The organism is Rhodococcus sp. IEGM 1305, assembly GCF_030058635.1.
Lineage (GTDB): Bacteria > Actinomycetota > Actinomycetes > Mycobacteriales > Mycobacteriaceae > Rhodococcus_F > Rhodococcus_F opacus_D.
On the sequence record NZ_JASHKX010000006.1, the window covers coordinates 65247 to 85390 of the forward strand.

Below are 20144 nucleotides of genomic sequence, written 5' to 3' on the forward strand. Positions count from 1 at the left end.
TACGCCGCGGCCACCAGTTGGACTACCGTTCAAAACCTTTCGGTGGCAAGGAATGGCGGAGTCGCTACTTCCGCGGCGGGAAGTGGCGGATGAGACCTTCCTGGACCACGGTGGCCAGCAACTCGCCTTCCAGGGAGAAGAACCGCCCCGTCGCGAGGCCACGGGACCCTGCCGCAACCGGCGATTCGGTGGCGTAGAGCGTCCAGTCGTCGAACCGGAACGGCCGGTGGAACCAGATGGAATGGTTGACGGTGGCCGCGACGATCCGGTCCAGCCCCCACGACAGGCCGTGGGTGGTGATGATGGAATCCAGCACCGTGGTGTCCGACGAGTAGCCCATGACGGCCACGTGAATGAGCGGGTCGTCGGGAAGGTCGCCGTCCGATTTCATCCAGACCCGGTTGTGGGTGAGCTTCTCCCCCGTGCCCTTCATGATCCACGACGGGTCGTTCGCGTAACGCATGTCGATCGGCTTGAGGGCGTCAACGAACATCTTCAGTCGATCCTCGTACCCGAGGAAGTGGTCGCCCAGTGGCGGCAGCGTGTCCGGGAACGGGACGTCGGGCACCTCGACCGCGTGCTCGAGACCCTTGCCCCAGTCCTGGAACGCCGCCAGCATGACGAACAGTTCCTCACCGTTCTGCAGCGCCGTGACCTGTCGGTTCGCGAAGGCCCGTCCGTCACGGTGCCGCTCGACGCGGTATTCGATGGGTTCCTTGACGTCGCCGCCGCGGATGAAGTGAGCGTTGATCGCGTGCACGGCACGCTCGCCGCTCACGGTGCGGCCGGCGGCGACCAGTGCCTGGGAAATCAACTGGCCGCCGAACGTCCGGCTACCCACCTGCGCGGGATGCCGACCTCGGTACGTGTCCTCGCCGGTCTTCTCGAGATCGAGAAGTTCGAGCAGGGTCTGGAGATCGGTCTTCGCCGCGACTTCGCTCACCTAGTGGTCCTCTTCGCCGATTCTGTGGACGTGGATCAGGTTGGTCGAGCCTACGGTGCCGGGCGGCGACCCGGCCACGATGACCACCAGTTCACCCTTCTGGTACCGGCCCAACCCGAGCAGGGCGTGGTCGACCTGCCGCACCATGGCGTCGGTGCTCTCGACCGGGTCGACGATGAACGTCTCGGTGCCCCACGTCAGCGACAACTGGCTGCGCACCTCCGGCAGCGGGGTGAACGCCAGCAACGGCAGCGGCGTGTGCAGCCGCGCCAGCCGGCGCACCGTGTCCCCGGACTGGGTGAACGCGACCAGCGCCTTCGCGTCGAGGCGCTCCCCGATGTCGCGGGCGGCATAGGAGATGACACCGCGCTTGGTGCGCGGCACATGCGTCAGCGGCGGCACCTGGGTGGATTCGTTCTCCACCGCCTCGACGATCCGCGCCATCGTGCGCACCGTCTCCATCACGTACTTACCGACCGACGTCTCACCCGACAGCATCACCGCGTCCGCGCCGTCGAGGACCGCGTTCGCGACGTCGGACGCCTCGGCGCGGGTGGGCCGCGAGTTCTCGATCATCGACTCGAGCATCTGGGTGGCCACGATGACCGGCTTCGCGTTCTCCCGGGCGATCTGGATCGCCCGCTTCTGCACCAGCGGCACCTGCTCGAGCGGCAACTCCACACCCAGGTCACCACGGGCGACCATCACCGCGTCGAACGCCAGCACGATCGCCTCGAGGTTGTCGATCGCCTCCGGCTTCTCGAGCTTCGCGATCACCGGGATCCGGCGACCGACCCGATCCATCACGGCGTGAACCAGTTCCACATCGGCCGGCGATCGCACGAACGACAGGGCGATGAAGTCGACGCCGAGGCCGAGCGCGAACTCGAGGTCGGCGATGTCCTTCTCCGACAGCGCCGGGACCGACACGTTCATCCCCGGCAGGGACACACCCTTGTTGTTGCTGACCGGGCCGCCCTCGGTGACCCGGCAGATCACGTCGTTGCCGTCCACCCCGGAGACGACGAGACCGACCTTGCCGTCGTCGACCAGCAGGCGGTCACCGGCCTTGGCGTCCTCGGCGAGTTGCTTGTAGGTGGTCGACACCCGGTCGTGGGTGCCCTCGACCTCGTCGACGGTGATCCGCACTTCCTCACCGTTGGCCCACGTGGTGCGCCCCTCGGCGAACCGGCCGAGCCGGATCTTCGGGCCCTGCAGGTCGGCGAGGACACCGACCGCCTTCCCCGTCGCGTCCGAGGCGGCCCGGACGCGTTTGTAGTTCTCCTCGTGGTCGGCGTGTTCGCCGTGGCTGAAATTCAGCCGCGCCACGTCCATACCGCTTTCGACGAGCTCGCGAATACGGTCACCGGTGGCGGTAGCAGGTCCAAGTGTGCATACGATCTTCGTGCGTCGGTTCACGGCCTCGAGCCTAGTCGCCCCGCGCGCCCTTCTCCATTTAGACGACTGCCAGCGGGAGCGCCGTCGGATGCACCGGCGACGGGAGGTCCGACGCCCCGGTCAGATACACGTCGACGGCGTGCGCCGCGGACCTGCCCTCCGCGATCGCCCACACCACCAGCGACGCGCCGCGGTGCGCGTCCCCGCAGACGAAGACCCCGGGTGCGGTGGTCTGCCAGTCCGGGCCGCAGGAGAGCGATCCGCGCCGGGTGGGCGACAGCCCGTAGTCGTCGAGCAGCGGGCCGAGATCGACACCCTCGAATCCGATCGCGAAAAGCGCCAGTTCGCACGGTAATTCGATCTCCTCGCCGACCGGCGTGATGATGCGTTTGCCGTCCTCGCGGGTGACCCGGACCTCGGCGAGCACCATGGATCGGACGTTCCCGTTCTCGTCGCCGAGGAAACGCTGCACCGCGACCTGATACCGGCGGACACCGCCCTCGGCGTGCGCGGGCGACGTGCGCAGCACCATCGGCCACGCAGGCCACGGCGTCGCGGCCTCGTCCCGTTCCGTCGGCAACTCCGGGTTGTAGTCCAGCTGGGTCACCGACAGCGCACCCTGGCGGTGCGCCGTTCCGAGGCAATCGGCCCCGGTGTCGCCGCCGCCGATGATGACGACATGCTTGCCTTTGGCGGTGATCGTCGCGGGACCGTCACCCTCGCATTCCTTGTTCGAGGTGACGAGGTGTTCCATCGCGAGGTGGATCCCGTTCAGCTCCCGGCCTTCGACGGTCGTGTTGTCGCGGCCCCGGAGCGCGCCGATCGCGAGCACGACGGCGTCGAAGTTCTCGCGCATCTGCTCCACGGTGAGGTCGACGCCGACCTCGCAGTCGGTGACGAAGTGCGTACCCTCGGCGCGCATCTGCATCAGGCGCTGATCGAGGATCGCCTTCTCCATCTTGAATTCCGGGATGCCGTACCGCAGCAGTCCCCCGAGCCGGTCGTCGCGCTCGTACACGGTCACGTCGTGCCCCGCCCGGGTCAGCTGCTGTGCCGCCGCAAGGCCTGCCGGGCCGGAACCGACCACCGCCACCTTGCGGCCCGTCGCGATCATCGGCGGCTTGGGCACCACCGAGCCGGACTCCCAGGCGACGTCGGCGATGGCCTGCTCGATCCGCTTGATGGTGACGCTGCCGGTCGTGTGCGTGTCGGCGAGGGCGAGCACACACGCCGACTCGCACGGCGCCGGACACACCCGCCCCGTGAACTCCGGGAAGTTGTTGGTGGCGTGCAGCCGTTCACTGGCCGCCGACCAGCGGCCGCGCCGCACCAGGTCGTTCCACTCCGGGATCAGGTTGCCCAGTGGGCAACCCGCACTTCCCGAGTGGCAGAACGGGATTCCGCAGTCCATGCACCGCGCGGCCTGCTCGGACACCTCGGCGGCCCGCTCGGCCGGACTCTGCGGCACATACACCTCGTGCCAGTCGTGCACCCGCTCCGCGACCGGACGCTTGCGCGCCTCCTTCTTGACGATGTGCAGAAAGCCCTGCGGATCAGCCACGTGCCGCCTCCATGATCGCAGTGTCCACGTCGAGTCCCTCGGCCTTGGCGATCCGGGTCGCGTCCAGCACCCGCTGGTAGTCCACCGGCATCACCTTGGTGAACAACGCGGACCGCCGGGGCCAGTCGGCGAGCACCGACGCCGCCACCGCGGAACCGGTCCACCGGTGGTGCCGGGTGACCGCTCCGCACAACCAGTCGAGGTCGTCCGGGTCGGGTTGCAGGAGCTTCACCATCGCCGGGTTCACGTCCTCGGGGTCCAGGTCGAGGACGTACGCGATGCCGCCGGACATGCCGGCCGCCATGTTCCGGCCGGTCGGTCCGAGGATCACGACCCGTCCGCCCGTCATGTACTCGCAGGCGTGGTCGCCGACGCCCTCCACGACGGCCGACGCACCGGAGTTGCGCACCGAGAAACGTTCGCCGACGCGGCCCCGCAGATACAGCTCGCCCGAAGTGGCGCCGTAGAGGAGGGTGTTACCCGCGATCACCTGGGTTTCGGGGACGAACAGGACGTCGTCGGCGGGACGGACCACGATCCGTCCGCCCGACAATCCCTTGCCGACGTAGTCGTTGGCGTCACCGGTCAGGTCGATGGTGATGCCCGGCGGCAGGAACGCGCCGAGCGACTGCCCGGCGGAACCGGTGAACGTGAGCCGGATCGTGTCGTCCGGCAGCCCGGCGGCGCCGTACCGGCGGGTGACCTCCGCGCCGAGCAGCGTCCCGACGGTCCGGTTGACGTTGCGCACCGGCATCTCGATCTCCACGGTGTGCGCGTCCTCGAGGGCGCCCTCGGCCAGCTGGATGAGCGTGCGATCCAGCGCCCGGTCCAGTCCGTGGTCCTGATCGCGGTCCCGGCGCCGCTGCGGCAACGGCACACCGTCCGGCCCGGTGGGCACGGCGAAGATCGGGGTGAGGTCGAGTCCGCGGTTCTTCCAGTGCGCGATCCCCTGCGCGGTCTCGAGGACATCGGCATGACCGACGGCCTCGTCGATGCTGCGGAACCCGAGGTCCGCCAGGTACTGGCGCACGTCCTCGGCGACGAACCGGAAGAATTCCTCCACGAACTCCGGTTTGCCGGTGTAGCGCTTACGGAGCTCCGGGTTCTGGGTGGCGACACCGACCGGGCAGGTGTCGAGGTGGCAGACCCGCATCATGATGCAACCCGCCACGATCAGCGGGGCCGTCGAGAACCCGAACTCCTCCGCACCCAGCAGCGCCGCGACCACGACGTCCCGCGCGGTGCGCATCCCGCCGTCGCACTGGACGGTGATGCGGTCACGGAGACCATTGAGCACGAGTGTCTGCTGGGCGTCGGCCAGCCCGATCTCCCACGGCGCCCCGGCATGCTTCATCGACGTCAGCGGAGTGGCGCCGGTTCCGCCGTCGTTCCCGGAGATCAGGACCACGTCGGCGTGTGCCTTGCTGACGCCGGCGGCCACCGTTCCCACACCCACCGAGCTGACCAGCTTCACGTGGACCCGGGCCCGGTCGTTGGCGTTCTTCAGGTCGTGGATCAGCTGCGCGAGATCCTCGATCGAGTAGATGTCGTGGTGCGGCGGCGGCGAGATAAGCCCGACCCCCGGCGTCGAATGCCGGGTCTCCGCGACCCACGGGTACACCTTGTACGCCGGCAGCTGGCCGCCCTCGCCGGGCTTCGCGCCCTGCGCCATCTTGATCTGGATGTCGCTGGCGTTGATCAGGTAGTCGCTGGTGACGCCGAACCGCCCGCTCGCCACCTGCTTGACGGCGCTGCGGCGCGACGGATCGTAGAGACGGTCGACGTTCTCCCCACCCTCGCCCGTATTGGAGCGTCCGCCGAGATTGTTCATCGCGACGGCCATCGTTTCGTGGGCCTCGGCGGAGATCGAGCCGTAGCTCATCGCGCCGGTATTGAACCGGGTGACGATCCGCTCGACCGGTTCCACCTCGTCCAGCGGCACCGGCGGGCGCACGCCCTCGCGGAACGTAAACAGGCCGCGCAGTGCGCCACCGGCCTCGGCCAGCCGGTTGACCTCCTCGCTGTACTTCGCGAACACTTCGTGCTGACCGGTGCGGGTCGCGTGCTGCAGCAGGAACACCGTCTCCGGCGTGAACAGGTGCAGTTCGCCGTCGCGGCGGAACTGGTACTCGCCGCCGTCCTCGAGCCGCCGGTGGGCGAACTCGGCCGGGTTGTCCGGGTACGCCTGCCGGTGGCGGACGGTGACCTCGCGGGCGATCTCGTCGAGGCCGGCGCCGCCCAGCTTGCTGACGGTGCCTGTGAAGTACTCGTGGACGAGGCCGCGGTCCAGGCCGATCGCCTCGAACACCTGCGCCGCGGTGTACGAGCCGACGGTGGAGATGCCCATCTTCGACATCACCTTCAGGACACCCTTGCCGAGAGCGGTGAGGTAGTTCCGCACGGCGATCGTGTGCTCGACGCCGGTGAGTTCGCCCTCGGACACGAGGTCCTCGATCGACTCCATCGCGAGGTACGGGTTGACCGCGGCGGCGCCGTACCCGATGAGCAGCGCCAGGTGGTGGACCTCGCGGGCGTCACCGGATTCGACAACCAGCGCCACCTTGGTGCGCTCCTTGGTTCGCACCAGGTGATGGTGCACCGCGGCGACCGCGAGCAGCGACGGGATCGGCGCGCGGGTGTGGTCGGAGTCGCGGTCCGAGATCACCAGCGTCCGATAGCCGTCCGCGATCGCGGCGCTTGCCTGCGCCCGCAATTCCTCGATCGCCTCGGCCATCCCCGCACCGCCGCGCTCCACGTCGTACAGCGCACGCAGCACCGTCGCGGCCAGCCCCGGATGGTTGCCGTCGGCGTTCACGTTGATGATCTTGTTCAGCTCTTCGTTGTCGAGCACCGGCCACGGCAGCACGATCTGCCTGCACGACGCCGCGGTCGGCTCGAGCAGGTTCTGCTCCGGGCCCATGACCCGCGACAGCGACGTCACGATCTCTTCGCGGATCGCGTCGAGCGGCGGGTTCGTGACCTGCGCGAACAGTTCGACGAAGTAGTCGTAGAGTAGCCGCGAACGCTGCGACATGACCGCGATCGGGGTGTCCGTCCCCATCGAGCCGAGGGGCTCGCCGCCGGACGCGGCCATCGGCGCGAGCAGGATGCGCAGATCCTCCTCGGTGTACCCGAACGCCACCTGCCGTCGCACCACCGACTCGTGGTTGTGCTGCGCGTGCGGGCGATCAGGCAGCGTCTTCAGTTCGAGCAGACCGGCGTACAGCCACTCGGCGTACGGCCGCTCCGCCGCGAGCCGCATCTTGATCTCCTCGTCGGGCACGATCCGGCCCTCGGACGTGTCGACCAGGAACATCTGCCCCGGTTCGAGGCGGCCCTTCGCCACGACCTCCGCCTGCGGGACGTCGAGGACACCGCTCTCGCTCGCGAGGACCACCCGCCCGTCGACGGTCTGCCACCAGCGTCCCGGACGCAGGCCGTTGCGGTCGAGCACGGCGCCGACCACGGTCCCGTCGGTGAACGTCACGCACGCCGGTCCGTCCCACGCCTCCATCAGCGATGCGTGGAACTGGTAGAACGCCCGCCGGTCGGGGCACATCGACGTGTCGTTCTCCCACGCCTCCGGCACCATCATCATCACCGCGTGTGCCACGCTGCGGCCTGCAAGGTGCAGCAGTTCGAGCACCTCGTCGAACGACGCCGAATCCGACGCGTCGGGGGTGCAGATCGGATACAGCCTGCGCAGGTCGCCCGGGATCACCGAACTCGACAGCAGCGCCTCGCGGGCGCGCATGCGGTTCCGGTTGCCGCGGACCGTGTTGATCTCGCCGTTGTGCGCGACGAACCGGAACGGGTGCGCGAGCGGCCAGGACGGGAACGTGTTGGTCGAGAACCGGCTGTGCACGATCGCGATCGCACTCGCGATCCGGGGGTCGCGCAGGTCCGGGAAGTACCGCGACAGCTGGGACGTGGTCAGCATTCCCTTGTAGACGACGGTCCGGCTCGACAGGGACGGGAAGTACACGCCGCTGCCCTCGGACTCGACCTCGGGAGTGACCTGCTCGGCCCGCTTGCGCAGCGCGTAGACCAGGCGGTCGAGTGCCAGGCCGCCGGGCCGGATCCCGCCGACGGCGGGTGCGGTGACGAACAACTGGCTCATGTGCGGTTCGCAGGCCCGGGCCGTGGAACCGACGTCCGCGCCGTCCGGATCTACGGGCACCCGGCGCCAGCCGAGGATGTCGAGCCCCTCCTCGGCCGCGAGGTCGGACACGCGTCGTTGCGCGGCCGCCCGCGCCTGCGGGTCGTGCGGGAGGAAGCAGGTGCCCGCCGCGTACGTGCTGCTGCCGTCGTCGAGCGGCGCCGGGAGATCGAAGTCGACGACGTCCGCGAAGAATTCGGTGGGGAGCTGGAGGAGGATGCCGGCGCCGTCTCCGCTGTTCGGTTCCGATCCCGCCGCACCGCGGTGCTCGAGATTCTCGAGTGCGAGGAGTCCGTCGGAGACGATGGAGTGTGAGCGGCGGCCGTGCACGTCCGCCACCATCGCGACGCCGCAGGAATCGGCTTCCTGGTCCGGGTCGTACAAGCCCTGGGGACCGGGCAACTGAGAGAACAGCACCGATATACCTCCACATCGGCCAGGAAGACCACCAGTGTGTGCGCTCCGCACGTGCTGTCGGCGGCCTCCGCTAGCGGGGTCGCCACGACGGGCGCTAACTGCTTTTCGGGGGTCTACCGGGACAGCATCGGCCCGTGAAGGTTGTTACCGGACATACACCCGGCGCGCTCAGCTTACCAGGACCGATACCTCGCACGATATGCCGAATCCGGCCCCGGAAAGCACTGTGGCCCGTGTCGCATCAGCAACACGGGCCACAAATCGGCCGGGGATCGTCACTGCTCCCGCAGGGGTCGTCCGTACTTGTCCTTCACGCTCCCGGTCAGCATCATGATGCCGTCGACCAGCGGCCAGATTCCGCCGATTCCACAGGTGAGCCACGTGACGGCGATCTGCGCCACGGCGATGCCGGGCTGGTTCAGGTAGAATCGCCCGACTCCGAAGCCGCCGAGGAAGATCTGCAGCAGACCGGCGGTCAGCTTGGACTTGTCGGAGTACGGCTCACCCGTCAGCGGGTGCCTGCCGAACGGCGCCGACGGATCGGCGTACGCGTTGTAGCCGGCGGGGGCGTATCCGGGCGGCGGGAACCCCTGCTGGGGGTAACCCTGCTGCTGTCCGTACCCGGGCTGCTGATACCCGGGCTGCGGGTAGTCCTGCGACGACTGCGGAGCCGCCCCGTACTGCGCGCCGTAGTTGGGGTCGGGTGCGCCGTAGGTGGGACCGTCCGGTTGCTGCTGGGGGTTCTCGTACCCGGTGTAGGGCGCGGTCGGCGAAGTCGGCTCGCCCACGTTCGGGAACGGGGCCGTCGGCTCGGTGCCGCTCGGCGACGGGTAGGTCGGCGTGGACCCCCACCCCGGGCCGTTGCCGACACCGGAGTAGGTGTCCCAGCCCGGTCCGGTGCCGGTCGAACTCGGTGACGGCGTCGCGTCCGACGTGGCCGGCGGCTGGGACAGCGAAGCCTCGGCGGTGGCGTCGTAATCGAAGGGAGAGCCGAACTCGGGCGGCAGGCTCGACTCCGTGCTGTTCTCCGTGCCGTCGCTGCTCTTGCCCAGGTCGACCTTGTGTGCGTCCTCGGATGCACCCTTGCCGGAATCGTCGGATGCTTTTCCCGGTTCAGTCATTCGCGTCATCCTTCTTGCTGTCGATGGTCTTCGTGCCCGCCTCGCCGCCGGTACTCGCAGTACTCGCGGCCTTGTCGTCCGATACCGGCTCCGACGTGCCCTCGTCCTTGCCTGCGTCCTCGACGTTCTTCTCGGGCTCCTTCTCCGCGGTCTCGCCGTCGACCGGTTCGCCGTCGGCGGGCCGCAATTCGGCCGGGTCCTCGCGGCCCTTCGTGGCGGCGAAGAAGTACACCAGGGCCGCGACGAACACCAGGGCGGAGGTGAACGAGTTCACGCGGACGCCGGCGATGAGGCTCGCGTGATCGCTGCGCATCAGTTCGATCCAGAAGCGGCCGGCGCAGTAACCGGCCACGTACAGGGCGAACAGTCGGCCGTGACCGATGCGGAAGCGGCGATCGACCCACACGAGCAGGATCACGATCAGCACGTTCCACAGCGCCTCGTACAGGAACGTCGGGTGCACCACGAACGCGACCTCGCCGGTGGACACCCCGTCGATCAGCTGCGGCGACACCTGGCCCACGTCGTTGCGCCGCTCGAAGATCTCGAGCCCCCACGGCACGTCGGTCTCGCGACCGTAGAGTTCCTGGTTGAAGTAGTTTCCGAGCCGGCCGATCGCCTGCGCCAGCAGGATCGCGGGCGCGACCGCGTCGCCGAGCGCAGGCAGCGGGATGCCGCGACGGCGACACCCGATCCAGGCGCCGACACCGCCGAGCGCCACGGCGCCCCAGATACCGAGACCGCCCTGCCACACCTTCAGGGCGTCGACAGGGTCGCCGCCCTCCCCGAAGTACGTCGGCCAGTCGGTCATCACGTGGTAGAGACGGCCGCCGATCAGGCCGAACGGCACCGCCCAGATGGCGATGTCGAGGACGGTGCCCTTCTCGCCGCCGCGGGCGACCCAGCGACGGTCACCCCACACGATTGCGACGACGATCCCGACGATGATGAACAGCGCGTACGCCCGCAGGGCCACCGGTCCGACATACCAGACACCTTGCGGCGGACTCGGAATGTAGGCCAGTACGTCCACAGTGGAAGTCACGACGCCACGGTAGCGGAGCGAACGCCCTCGGCGAGTTCCTTCGTGAGCGAGCGCACCGCGTCCAGACCGCTCTCCGCGGCCGTGACCAGCGCAGATCCGACGATGACCGCATCGGCGTACGCGGCGATCTCGGCGGCCTGCGCGCCGGAGCGGACACCCAGTCCGACACCCACCGGAATGTCCGAGTGGGCGCGGATACGGGCCGTCAACTCGGGTGCCATCGACGACACCGCGTCACGGGCGCCGGTGACACCCATCGTCGACGCGGCGTACACGAAGCCGCTGCTCGCGTCCAGGGTCATCGAGAGACGTTCCTCGGTCGACGACGGCGCCACGAGGAAGATCCGGTCGAGGTCGTGTTCCTTCGACGCGGCGATCCACTCGCCGGCCTCCTCGGGGATGAGGTTGGGCGTGATCAGGCCGAGGCCGCCCGCGCTCGCCAGGTCGCGGGCGAACTTGTCGACGCCGTACTGCAGGACCGGATTCCAGTAGGTCATCACGACGGCCTTGCCGCCGACGGAGGCGATCGCCTCGACGACGGTGAACACGTCACGCACACGGACACCGTTCCGCAGCGCCGTCTCGGCCGCCGCCTGGATGGTGGGCCCGTCCATCACCGGGTCGGAGTAGGCGATGCCGACCTCGACGATGTCGCAACCGGACTCGACCATCGCCTTGAACACGTCGATGGACTCCTGCACGGTGGGGAAACCGGCCGGGAGGTACCCGACGAGCGCGGCGCGCTTCTCCTCGCGGCACTGCGCGAACGTCGGGGCGAGGCGCGAGAGTCGTTCGCTCACTTGGCCGAACCTTCCTTGTCAGTCGTGGTGGTCTCGGTCGAGTCGTCGGGATCGAACAGTCCGAACCACTTGGCGGCCGTGTCCATGTCCTTGTCACCGCGCCCGGACAGGCTGATGACGATGATTGCGCCCTCCCCCAGTTCTCGGCCCAGTCGCAGCGACCCGGCGACGGCGTGGGCGGACTCGATGGCCGGGATGATGCCCTCCCGCTCGGACAGCAGACGCAGCGCGTCCATGGCCTCCGTGTCGGTGACCGGCTCGTAGGTGGCGCGGCCGATGTCCTTGAGGAGTGCATGCTCCGGTCCGACACCGGGGTAGTCGAGGCCCGCGGAGATCGAGTGCGACTCGATGGTCTGGCCGTCCTCGTCCTGCAGCAGGTACGAGTACGCGCCCTGGAACGCGCCCGGGGTGCCCGCCGCGAACGTGGCGGCGTGCCGCCCGGTCTCGACGCCGTCACCGGCGGCCTCGTAGCCGACCAGCCGCACGGCCGGGTCGTCGAGGAACGCGTGGAAGATGCCGATGGCGTTGGAACCGCCGCCGACGCACGCCGTCACGGCGTCGGGCAGCCGACCCGTCAGCGCCTGCACCTGGGCACGCGCCTCCAGACCGACGACGCGCTGGAAGTCGCGGACGATGGTCGGGAACGGGTGCGGCCCGGCAGCGGTGCCGAAGCAGTAGTACGTGTTGTGGGCGTTGGTGACCCAGTCGCGCAGCGCCTCGTTGATGGCGTCCTTCAGGGTCCTCGACCCCGACTCGACCGACACCACCGAGGAGCCCAGCAACCGCATGCGGGCGACGTTCAGCGCCTGCCGCTCGGTGTCGACGGCACCCATGTAGATGACGCATTCGAGGCCGAGGAGCGCGCAGGCGGTGGCGGTGGCCACACCGTGCTGGCCGGCGCCGGTCTCCGCGATGATGCGGGTCTTGCCCATGCGCTTGGCGAGCAGCACCTGGCCGAGCACGTTGTTGATCTTGTGCGAGCCGGTGTGGTTGAGGTCTTCGCGCTTGAGGATGAGCCGGGCCCCACCGGCGAACTCGCTCATCCGTTTCGCCTCGAAGATCGGAGACGGACGGCCGGTGTAGTCGCGCTGGAGACGATCGAGTTCGTTCAGGAACGCGTCGTCGGCGCGGGCCTTCTCGTACTCGGCGGTGACCTCCTCGATCACTGCCATCAGGGCCTCGGGCACGTGCCGTCCGCCGTACACGCCGAAGTGTCCTCCGGCGTCGGGGTCGTGCGTCGTGCGCTCGGCGATTCCGGCGCTGGCAGTCGGCAGATTGCCACCCTTGAAGACGGTTTCCTGATTACGTGAAGTCACAGGTCCAGTCTGCCCCAACGCCGGGTTCCGCCGCCGTCCGGGTCAGTTCCGCCGACGCAGCCTCAGCGTGACGGCTTGGGGCAGGACGGGTGAGCGCCGGCGTTGACCAGATCGGCCACCGCCTTGCGCGGATCCCCGCTGGTGACGAGGCCTTCGCCGACCAGCACCGCGTCGGCTCCCGCGCCGGCGTACGCCAGCAGGTCGGCCGTGCCGCGCACACCGGACTCGGCGATCTTGATGATCTCGGTGGGCAGCCCGGGAGCGATCTCGCCGAACGTGTTCTTGTCGACCTCGAGCGTCTTGAGATTGCGGGCGTTGACACCGATGACCTTGGCGCCCGCCTCGAGCGCGCGGTTGGCCTCTTCCTCGGTGTGGACCTCGACGAGGGCCGTCATGCCCAGCGACTCCGTGCGGTCGATCAGCGACGCGAGCGCGTCCTGCTCGAGGGCGGCGACGATGAGCAGCACGACGTCGGCGCCGTGCGCGCGGGCCTCGTGGATCTGATACGGCCCGACGATGAAGTCCTTGCGGAGGATCGGGATGGTCACCGCGCGGCGGACGGCGTCGAGGTCCGCGAGGGACCCCTGGAACCGGCGCTCCTCGGTGAGCACGCTGATCACCCGGGCGCCACCGGCCTGGTAGGCGGCGGCCAACTCGGCGGGATCGGTGATGTCGGCGAGCGCGCCCTTCGAGGGGCTCGCGCGCTTGACCTCGGCGATGACTCCGATGCCCGGCTCGAGCAGGGCGGCCGCGGCATCGAGGGCCGGCGGTGCGGCAGCGGCGGCAGCCTTGACTGCGGCGAAGTCAAGGACGGCTTCGCGGGCGGCGACGTCGGCGCGCACCCCGTCGAGAATCGAGTCGAGAACGGTCATCGTGGCCCGAGTCCTTTCTGGGCAGAAACCCGATGTGAGGAACATCATCAGGGGTGAAGTCAGCCTAGATGGCACTCTGATTCTGTTTACGTTCGGGTCCCCGGGTCTTTGTCCGGTCCGTCAACTTTGTCGACAGGTTCGGCTTTCTTGTCTTCGACCGTAGGGTCCTCCCCCGCGTCCAGTGCGTCCCAGAGCATGCGCTGGGTGACGGGCCCCTCGGCCGAATCGGCGCCGGCCTTCTTCGCGGCGTCCCGTCGCGCACCGGGGCTGTCGTACTTGGAGGAGAGCCCGGCCCGCACCCGCGGACGGCGGACGAGTTCCACCGCGGCGGCGAGCGCCGCCAGGGCGCCCACCAGCGCCAGAACGGCGGGTCCGACGTGCACGGACACCGACTGGACCTCGGCGCGGCCCGGCAGCTCGGCCAGCCGGCCCGCGTCGTCGTCGGAGGCGCCGGAGACGATCAGCCCCACCGCGGGGACCGCGGCCCCGACGGCCACGACCGCGACGAGGACACCGAGCACCCGCAGCGCCCAGCCCTTCACGGCGAACGACGCGGCGATCGCGGCGACCAGGGTCAGCGCCAGCGGCGTGAGCGCCGCCGCCCACGTGCCGCCGACGAGCGCCGACGTGCGCTCCTCGCCGAGCCCGTCGGAGGAGGTGACCTCCACCCACGTCATCCGGGAGGCACCCCACAGACACAGAGCGGCGACCGCGAGCAGCAGCACCGAGATCATCGACCGGCGACGTCCCGCCTGCGCAGGTTCCCGGGCCGTCTCCGACGCGTCACTCACTGCGTGTCGCCTCCCAGGGTCTTCAGCGTGTGCGCCGCCGCGATCGCGCTGAGCACCGCCATCGCCTTGTTCCGCGCCTCGGTGTCCTCGTATTCGGGGTTCGAGTCGGCGACGACGCCCGCACCCGCCTGGACATACCCGATGCCGTCCTTGATCAGCGCGGTCCGGATCGCGATGGCCGTGTCGGCGTCGCCGGCGAAGTCGAGGTACCCGATGATGCCGCCGTAGATGCCCCGGCGCGTCGGTTCGAGTTCCTCGATCAGCTGCATCGCCCGGACCTTCGGCGCACCCGACAGCGTGCCCGCGGGGAAGCACGCGGTGACGGCGTCCAAGGCGTGCTTACCGTCCGCGAGGTGACCCGTGACGGTGGAGACGAGATGCATCACGTGGCTGTACCGCTCGATGTGGCGGTAGTCGTGGACCTTCACCGTGCCCGGTTCGCACACGCGCCCGAGGTCGTTGCGGCCCAGATCCACGAGCATCAGGTGCTCCGCGTTCTCCTTCTCGTCGGCGAGCAGGTCCTTCTCGAGCAGGATGTCTTCCTCCTCGGTGTGCCCGCGCCACCGGGTTCCCGCGATCGGGTGCGTGGTGGCGACGCCTTCCGACACGGTCACCAGGGCCTCCGGGCTCGAACCGACGATCGAGAACGCGGTCTCGCCGTCGCCGTTCGGCACGTTGAGCAGGTACATGTACGGGCTGGGGTTGGAGGCGCGCAGCATCCGGTAGACGTCGATCGGGTCCGCGGTGCAGTCGATCTCGAAGCGCTGCGACAGCACCACCTGGAATGCCTCGCCCGCCTCGATGTCTCCCACGAGTTTCTGCACGTCGGCGCCGAAACCTTCGGTGGTGCGCTGACGCCGGTAGTCGGGGGCGGGCTTCGCGAACGTGGACACGGTGGACGACGCCGGGGCTGACAGGGCGTGCGTCATCCGGTCCAGCCGCTCGACCGCGGAGTCGTAGGCCTCGTCGACGCGTTCGTCGGTGCCGTCCCAGTTGACCGCGTTGGCGATCAGGGTGATGGCGCCCTCGTGGTGGTCGACGGCCGCGAGGTCCGTCGCCAGCAACATGACCATCTCGGGGATCTGCAGATCGTCGGTGGCGTGCTCGCCGATCCGCTCGATCCGGCGCACCGCGTCGTAGCCGAGGAAACCCACCATGCCGCCGGTCAGCGGCGGCAGGTCGGGCAGCCGCTCGCTGCGGAGCAGTTCCAGCGTCTGGCCGAGGGCCGCGATCGGGTCGCCGCCGGACGGTGCGCCCGCGGGAACGTTGCCGTACCACGCGGCCTCGCCGTCGACGACCGTCAGCGCGGCGGGACTGCCCGCGCCGATGAACGACCATCGCGACCACGATCGGCCGTTCTCCGCCGACTCGAGCAAGAAGGTCCCCGGCCGGTTCGCCGCCAGCTTGGTGTACGCCGACAGCGGGGTTTCCGCGTCTGCCAACACCTTGCGCGTCACCGGGACCACCCGGTGTTCGGCGGCGAGAGCGTGGAACTGCTCGCGCGTGGTGGTCGAGTCGGACCCGCCGTCGGCCGGGGTGGCGGCGGACTCGGGTGCGGGAATGGTGGTGGGCTCGCCGTGCATGCCGACCATCATCCCAGGCGCACTCGTCGTGTCTGCGTGCGCGGGTAGCCTCGGCTCTCATGAAGCCAGGTCAGCTCGCACCGGAATTCACCCTGCCCGATCAGGACGGCATCGCGCGATCCCTGTCGAGCCTCCTCGAGGACGGCCCCCTGGTGCTGTTCTTCTACCCCGCGGCGTCGACGCCGGTCTGCACCGCCGAGGCCTGCCATTTCCGTGACCTCGGAATCGAGTTCTCCGCGGTGGGCGCGTCCCGCGCCGGGATCAGCACCGACGCGGTGGAGAAGCAGGCGTCGTTCGCGCAGGCGCAGTCGTTCGACTACCCGCTGCTGTCGGACGCCGACGGAGCCGTCGCGGAGAAGTTCGGCGTCCGGCGCGGACTGCTCGGCAAACTCGCCCCGGTGAAGCGGTCGACGTTCGTCATCGACACCGACCGCACCGTGCTCGAGGTCATCTCGAGCGAGTTCCGCGCCAACACGCACGGCGATCAGGCGCTCGCCTTCCTCCGGACGCGTCAGTCCACCTGAATCGACCGTTTGGCCAGCCCCATCCAGAAGCCGTCGATCAACTGCCGGGGGATCTGCTCCGGATCGCTCGAGGCGCCCAGCGTGACGAACAGCGGCGCGAAGTGCTCGATCGTCGGGTGGGCGTACGGCATGCCCGGCGCGAGCGAGCGGAAGTCGATGAGCGAATCGACGTCGCCCACGGCGAAACGCTCGTCCGCCCAGGCGTCGAACTCCGACGACCAGCCGGGCGCCTTCGCGTCGGGTGACGGGTCGCGCAGGAACGGCAGCCCGTGGGTGGTGAATCCCGAACCGACGATCAGCACACCCTGCTCGCGCAGGGGTCGCAGCCGCTCACCGAGGTGCAGCAGTCGCTGCGGGTCGAGCGTGGGCAGCGAGATCTGCAGGACCGGAATGTCGGCGTCGGGGTACATGACCGTCAACGGCACGTAGGCGCCGTGGTCCAGGCCGCGGTGCGGCTGGTGCGACACGGTCTCGTCGTCCGGCATCAGCGCCACGATCTGCGCCGCGAGTTCGGGGGCGCCGGGCGACTCGTACGTGGTCCGGTAGAAGCGCTCGGGGAAGCCACCGAAGTCGTAGACGAGGGGCGTGCCCGTGGTGGTGGATCCGATCGTGAGCGGCGCCGATTCCCAGTGCGCCGACACCATGAGGATGGCCTTCGGCCGCGGCAGGTCACCTGCCCACTTCGCCAGCTGCGACACCCACAGTTCGCTGTCGACCAGCGGAGGCGCACCATGACTGAGGAACAGTGCGGGCATCGTGGCGGTCATCGCGACTCCTTCGGATCCGAGATCCAACATCGACAGCCAATGTTGAACCTTCAAGTTACTATAGGAGTCAACCGATGGGCGCGGCAACTATTCCCCGGACACGATCCGGCCCGCGACGTGCTAACTATGTTGAACACGCTGCACGCGTGGATCGACGTACGGATGGAGGACAGCACTGATGAGTGGGAACGACGAGGGCAAGCCCGCAGAACCCGGCACCCGATGGCTCGACGCAGAGCAGCAGGAGGCCTGGCTCACCCTCATCGCCCTGGTCACCCGGCTCCCCGCCGCACTGGACACCCAGCTCCAACGCGACTCGGCACTCACCCACTTCGAGTATTTCGTCCTCGCCTCGCTGTCCGGCGAAGCCAACCGGCGCCTCCAGCTGTCCCTGCTCGCCCAGCGCGCCAACGCGTCACTGTCCCGGCTGTCGCACGTCATCACCAAGATGGAAAAAGCCGGCTGGGTGCGCCGCGAAAGCATCCGCGGCAGCCGCGGCTCCGACGCCGTCCTCACGGACGAAGGCATGGCCAAAGTAGTCGAGGCCGCACCCCCGCACGTCGAATCCGTTCGCTCACTGATCTTCGACGGACTGTCCGCCGAACAGGTCCGTCAGCTGTCCGAACTGTCCGGCGCCATGCTCACCCAACTCGACAAGAGCATCGCGTCAGGCACCGGCAGAGCCTGACTCACCCCAGCGGCGTCCCGCCGACACCCCAGCTGTCGCGCGGGACCTCGGTGATCGTCACCCACACCTTCGCGGGATCCTTGCCCGTCGCGTCGGCGTAGGCCTTGGTGACGGCCTCGATCGTGGCGCGCTTCTGCTCGGCGGTGAGCCCGGGGGTCTGGCTGATCTGAATGAGTGGCATGGCGAACATTCTGCCCGAGTGCCGGTGCGCTACTCCGCAGTGAGCAGCACGTCGGTGTCGAAGCAGGTGTGCGTGCCCGTGTGGCACGCCGCCCCCTCCTGGTCGACGACGAGCAGCACGGTGTCGCCGTCGCAGTCGAGCCGCACCTCGTGGACGTACTGCGTGTGACCCGACGTCTCGCCCTTCACCCAGTACTGCTGACGGGACCGGGAGTAGTACGTGCCCTTGCGGGTGTCGAGGGTGCGCGCGAGGGCCTCGTCGTCCATCCACGCCACCATCAGGACGTCGCCCGTCGACCGTTCCTGCGCGACAGCACTGAACAGTCCCGCCTCGTTGCGCTTGAGCCGTGACGCGATGGCGGGGTCGAGACTCATCGGACGGTGATCCCTTCTTCACGCATGGACTTCTTCACGTCGCCGATCGTCATGTCGCCGAAGTGGAAGACACTGGCCGCCAGGACAGCGTCCGCGCCGGCGCCGACCGCGGGTGCGAAGTGCTCGACGGCGCCCGCTCCCCCGCTGGCGATCACCGGCACGTGCACGGCGGCGCGCACCGCCCGGATCATGGGCAGGTCGAAACCGGCCTTCGTGCCGTCGGCGTCCATCGAGTTGAGCAGGATCTCCCCGACACCCAGTTCGGCGCCGCGGACCGCCCACTCGACCGCGTCGATACCGGTGCCGCGCTTGCCGCCGTGCGTCGTGACCTCCCACCCCGACGGGGTGTCGGGCTGACCCTGCGGCACGGTCCGCGCATCGACCGACAGCACGATGCACTGGGAGCCGAAGCGTTCGCTGAGTTCGCGGAGCAACTCGGGCCGGGCGATCGCGGCGGTGTTGACGCTGACCTTGTCGGCACCGGCGCGCAGCAACCGGTCGACGTCCTCGACGGTGCGGACACCGCCGCCGACCGTGAGCGGGATGAAGACCTGCTCCGCCGTCCGGCTCACCACGTCGAGCATGGTGCCCCGGTCCGCGGTGGACGCGGTGACGTCGAGGAACGTGAGCTCGTCGGCTCCCTGGGCATCGTATGCGGCGGCCAGCTCGACGGGGTCACCCGCGTCCCGCAGGTTCTCGAAGTTGACGCCCTTGACGACGCGTCCGGCATCGACGTCCAGACACGGGATCACTCGAACCGCCAGAGTCATTGCGTACGCCCTCCTGAAGGCTCGGAACGAGGATCACCCAGTGATCCGAGGATATCGAGAATTTCGCCGTGCACTCCGGGCGCTCCGGCGAGCACCGAGTCGGACGTCACGGTCCAGGGCTTGCCGCCGAGATCCGTCACCACACCACCCGCAGCGCGCACCAGCGCGACGCCGGCAGCGTTGTCCCACGCATTGTGGCCGAACACCACCGCGCCACCGAGTATTCCGGCCGCGGTGAACGCGAGGTCGACGCCGGTGGATCCGTGGATCCGGATCCGGGAGGACACCCGGCTGAGCTGCGCGAGGACCTGCAGCCGGTACGCGCCGGGGATGCGCCCGCGACTGTCGATGTTCAGTGCGCCCAAGCCCACGATCGACGACGCCAGCGACGTGCGACCGAGCGCAGGCAGGGGCGTGCCCCCTTCGAGCAGCGGACCGTCCGCGACGGCCGCATACCGGCGCCCGACGAGCGGCAGCCATGTGAGACCGAGAACGGGAACCCCGTCGTCGAGCAGCGCGAGCAGCGTGCCCGCCGTGGGCAGACCGGCCGAATAGTTGAACGTGCCATCGATCGGGTCGAGCACCCACACGGGTCCGCTGCCGAGGTCGGGGCCGCCGAACTCCTCGCCGTGCACGTCGATGCCGGTCCGGTCGCGCAGTTCGCCGGTCAGCCGCTTCTCGAGTTCGAGGTCGACGGCGGTCGCGAAGTCGTCGGGACCCTTGTGGACGGCGCTGGGCGCACCCACGCCCGAGACGAACCGGTTGTGCACGCCGTCGAGCAGCTCACTGGCGACGGCGAGGAGCTCCCGGGGATCACGGGACAGGGCCATGGCG

General features: G+C 69.2%; 18 protein-coding genes. 2 read left to right on the top strand and 16 right to left on the bottom strand.

Annotation, left to right across the window (positions count from 1 at the left end; translation table 11 throughout):
* Positions 1-64: 64 nt before the first annotated feature.
* From QM693_RS12840 to QM693_RS12890, 11 genes are all read right to left on the bottom strand, one after another.
* Positions 65-943: an acyl-CoA thioesterase gene (locus QM693_RS12840; protein ID WP_009473660.1), complete on the bottom strand. Its 879-nt coding sequence runs from the start codon at positions 941-943 to the stop codon at positions 65-67.
* Positions 944-2362: a pyruvate kinase gene (gene pyk, locus QM693_RS12845; protein WP_009473661.1), complete on the bottom strand. Its 1419-nt coding sequence runs from the start codon at positions 2360-2362 to the stop codon at positions 944-946.
* 37 nt (positions 2363-2399) lie between these two features.
* Complete coding sequence (locus QM693_RS12850; protein ID WP_283352522.1) at positions 2400-3902, bottom strand: glutamate synthase subunit beta; 1503 nt, start codon at positions 3900-3902, stop codon at positions 2400-2402.
* The gene (gene gltB, locus QM693_RS12855; RefSeq protein ID WP_283352523.1) at positions 3895-8478 is read right to left on the bottom strand and encodes a glutamate synthase large subunit; all 4584 of its coding nucleotides are present in this window, start codon (positions 8476-8478) and stop codon (positions 3895-3897) included. The genes QM693_RS12850 and gltB overlap by 8 nt, the downstream gene beginning before the upstream one ends.
* Before the next feature lie 275 nt (positions 8479-8753).
* Positions 8754-9599, bottom strand: coding sequence for a TM2 domain-containing protein (locus QM693_RS12860; protein WP_283352524.1), 846 nt, complete (start codon positions 9597-9599; stop codon positions 8754-8756).
* Positions 9592-10644 carry a prolipoprotein diacylglyceryl transferase gene (gene lgt / locus QM693_RS12865; RefSeq protein ID WP_283352525.1) on the bottom strand — a complete coding sequence of 351 codons (1053 nt, stop codon included), beginning with the start codon at positions 10642-10644 and terminating at the stop codon, positions 9592-9594. The genes QM693_RS12860 and lgt overlap by 8 nt, the downstream gene beginning before the upstream one ends.
* A complete protein-coding gene (gene trpA / locus QM693_RS12870) occupies positions 10641-11444 on the bottom strand; it encodes a tryptophan synthase subunit alpha (RefSeq protein ID WP_009473666.1) in 804 nt (267 codons plus the stop codon). Before trpA ends, lgt begins: the two co-directional genes overlap by 4 nt.
* Entirely contained in the window at positions 11441-12760 is a 1320-nt protein-coding gene (gene trpB / locus QM693_RS12875) for a tryptophan synthase subunit beta (RefSeq protein ID WP_005247488.1), read from the bottom strand. Before trpB ends, trpA begins: the two co-directional genes overlap by 4 nt.
* A gap of 62 nt (positions 12761-12822) precedes the next feature.
* Entirely contained in the window at positions 12823-13632 is an 810-nt protein-coding gene (gene trpC / locus QM693_RS12880) for an indole-3-glycerol phosphate synthase TrpC (protein WP_283352526.1), read from the bottom strand.
* 86 nt (positions 13633-13718) lie between these two features.
* A complete protein-coding gene (locus QM693_RS12885) occupies positions 13719-14423 on the bottom strand; it encodes a TIGR02234 family membrane protein (protein ID WP_280782507.1) in 705 nt (234 codons plus the stop codon).
* Positions 14420-16006, bottom strand: a complete 1587-nt coding sequence (locus QM693_RS12890; RefSeq protein ID WP_280782508.1) for an anthranilate synthase component I — start codon at positions 16004-16006, stop codon at positions 14420-14422. The genes QM693_RS12885 and QM693_RS12890 overlap by 4 nt, the downstream gene beginning before the upstream one ends.
* A gap of 59 nt (positions 16007-16065) precedes the next feature.
* On the opposite strand from QM693_RS12890, the gene QM693_RS12895 reads away from it, so the two are divergent.
* Positions 16066-16530 carry a peroxiredoxin gene (locus QM693_RS12895; protein WP_009473669.1) on the top strand — a complete coding sequence of 155 codons (465 nt, stop codon included), beginning with the start codon at positions 16066-16068 and terminating at the stop codon, positions 16528-16530.
* Here the strand turns inward: QM693_RS12895 and QM693_RS12900 are convergent.
* Entirely contained in the window at positions 16518-17297 is a 780-nt protein-coding gene (locus tag QM693_RS12900; RefSeq protein WP_283352527.1) for a dioxygenase family protein, read from the bottom strand. The genes QM693_RS12895 and QM693_RS12900 overlap by 13 nt on opposite strands.
* 178 nt (positions 17298-17475) lie before the next feature.
* Here QM693_RS12900 and QM693_RS12905 point away from each other — a divergent pair, with 178 nt between their 5' ends.
* Positions 17476-17985, top strand: coding sequence for a MarR family winged helix-turn-helix transcriptional regulator (locus QM693_RS12905; RefSeq protein WP_105413693.1), 510 nt, complete (start codon positions 17476-17478; stop codon positions 17983-17985).
* A gap of 1 nt (position 17986) precedes the next feature.
* Here QM693_RS12905 and QM693_RS12910 read toward each other — a convergent pair whose 3' ends face one another.
* From QM693_RS12910 to QM693_RS12925, 4 genes are read right to left on the bottom strand one after another with little or no spacing between them, the layout of a single operon-like run.
* On the bottom strand, positions 17987-18166 hold the full coding sequence (locus tag QM693_RS12910; protein ID WP_005247502.1) for a tautomerase family protein: 180 nt from the start codon (positions 18164-18166) through the stop codon (positions 17987-17989).
* Between the two features lie 29 nt (positions 18167-18195).
* A complete protein-coding gene (gene hisI / locus QM693_RS12915) occupies positions 18196-18540 on the bottom strand; it encodes a phosphoribosyl-AMP cyclohydrolase (RefSeq protein ID WP_061044217.1) in 345 nt (114 codons plus the stop codon).
* Positions 18537-19310 carry an imidazole glycerol phosphate synthase subunit HisF gene (gene hisF / locus QM693_RS12920; RefSeq protein ID WP_005247506.1) on the bottom strand — a complete coding sequence of 258 codons (774 nt, stop codon included), beginning with the start codon at positions 19308-19310 and terminating at the stop codon, positions 18537-18539. The genes hisI and hisF overlap by 4 nt, the downstream gene beginning before the upstream one ends.
* On the bottom strand, positions 19307-20140 hold the full coding sequence (locus tag QM693_RS12925) for an inositol monophosphatase family protein (protein WP_280782513.1): 834 nt from the start codon (positions 20138-20140) through the stop codon (positions 19307-19309). The genes hisF and QM693_RS12925 overlap by 4 nt, the downstream gene beginning before the upstream one ends.
* Between the last annotated feature and the right edge of the window lie 4 nt (positions 20141-20144).